This window comes from Actinoplanes couchii, from assembly GCF_016862075.1.
GTDB lineage: Bacteria > Actinomycetota > Actinomycetes > Mycobacteriales > Micromonosporaceae > Actinoplanes > Actinoplanes couchii.
In genome coordinates this window covers 1-1,404 of the sequence record NZ_BOMG01000183.1, presented here as the reverse complement: position 1 = coordinate 1,404, position 1,404 = coordinate 1, and the positions used below count along the sequence as shown (strand labels likewise).

At 65.5% G+C, this 1,404-nt stretch carries 2 protein-coding genes; both read right to left on the bottom strand.

Features of this window, described 5'->3' with window-relative positions; genetic code table 11:
- Positions 1–16: 16 nt before the first annotated feature.
- The gene (locus tag Aco03nite_RS52390) at positions 17–424 is read right to left on the bottom strand and encodes a hypothetical protein (protein WP_203810772.1); all 408 of its coding nucleotides are present in this window, start codon (positions 422–424) and stop codon (positions 17–19) included.
- Positions 425–431: 7 nt separating this feature from the next.
- The gene (locus Aco03nite_RS52385; RefSeq protein WP_203810770.1) at positions 432–1,256 is read right to left on the bottom strand and encodes an IS5 family transposase; all 825 of its coding nucleotides are present in this window, start codon (positions 1,254–1,256) and stop codon (positions 432–434) included.
- Between the last annotated feature and the right edge of the window lie 148 nt (positions 1,257–1,404).

Sequence of the window (1,404 nt, the reverse complement as noted above, 5' to 3'; positions counted from 1 at the left end):
AGGGCGGTAGGAAACGTTAGGTCCGTTTCGGGATGAGGGCGAAGATGCCCGGTTCGTTCTCGGTCAGGATCTTGCGGGTGACCAGGCGTTTGAGTCGTGCGCGGGCGCCTTCGACGTGTTTCGGGGTCGGATCGACGCCGACGGCAAGGCAGATGTCCTTGGCTCTCATCCCGGCCGGATTCGCGGTGAGAACGGCAAGGATCTGCTGGTAGGGGGCACTGGCGATGGTCGGGTCGTCGTCGGTGAACTGATCGGCTGCCAGGTCTTTCAGCGTGGTTCTGGTGGTGGCCAGATCGGCGAGCTCGCTGTCGAGACGGGCGAGTTCGGCGGTGAGGGCGGTGATCTTCTCGCGGAGCTGGGCGGCGGCGTGGCCTGCGAGGTTCTCTCGTTCGGCGATCAGGTCGAGGATCGCGTTCAGGCGCATGACCTGGTCACCGCCAGGTCGGGGTGACGGTGTCGGTCAGTCTGCGGACGATGTTGGCCATCGAGGCCCACAGAGTTCGCGACACGCTGGATTCGGGGCGGCTCTCGTATTCGCGGGTCAGTCGGCGGTGCAGCATCAGGGTGCCGTTGACCTGCTCGACCAGCCACCTCTTCTTCACCGGGACGAACCCGGGCCGGGTGTCGGAGCGTTTCACGACCTGGACGTCGATGCCCATCATCGCGCCGTGCAGGGCGAAGTCCTGTTTGAACCCGGCGTCGACGAACGCCGCCGTCACCGTCGGGTTGTGTTCGGCGACCCTGTCCAGTAGCCGGATCCCGACCTGGTTGTCGGAGATCGACGCGGCGGTCACGATCACGGCGATGATCAGACCCAGCGCGTCCACGGCCAGGCCGCGTTTGCGGCCGGGAACCCGCTTGCCGGCGTCTTTGCCGGTCGTGGCGGCGGGGACGTGGTTCGCGGCCCGGATCGACTGGGTGTCCAGGATGACCATGGACGGGTCCTCGGCCCGGCCGGCTTTCTCCCGGGCCTGGCAGCGCAGCAGGTCATGGATGGCCTGGTCGGTGCCGTCGTCACGCCACAGAGCGAAATAGTAGTAAGTGACCGCTTTCTGGGGCAGGTCGTGCGGCAGGTACGCCCACTGGCAGCCGGTCCGGTTCTGATACAGGATCGCGTTCACGACCTCCCGCAGATCCTGCCCGCCGACCCGGCCCGCGACCGACACCCGCTTGGCCCGCCAGGCGTCCAGGAACGGGCCGAGCAACGCCCACTGCCGGTCGGTGACGTCGCTGGGATACCGCTTTCGTTCGCTCATGACCTGCCCAACCGGGCAGGCAGACCACTTGACGTGACTGATCCTCATCTTTCACGCCATCGAGTGATCACTATCTATCGCGAACCAGGAGAACGATCTCCAAACGGAACCAACACATCGATCAACTCAAACAGTCCGCAACCGCCCT

Excerpts from the sequence above, each read along its gene's own strand:
- Aco03nite_RS52390 (WP_203810772.1), bottom strand. The coding sequence starts at position 424 with ATGCGCCTGAACGCGATCCTCGACCTGATCGCCGAACGAGAGAACCTC.
- Aco03nite_RS52385 (WP_203810770.1), bottom strand. The coding sequence starts at position 1,256 with ATGAGCGAACGAAAGCGGTATCCCAGCGACGTCACCGACCGGCAGTGG.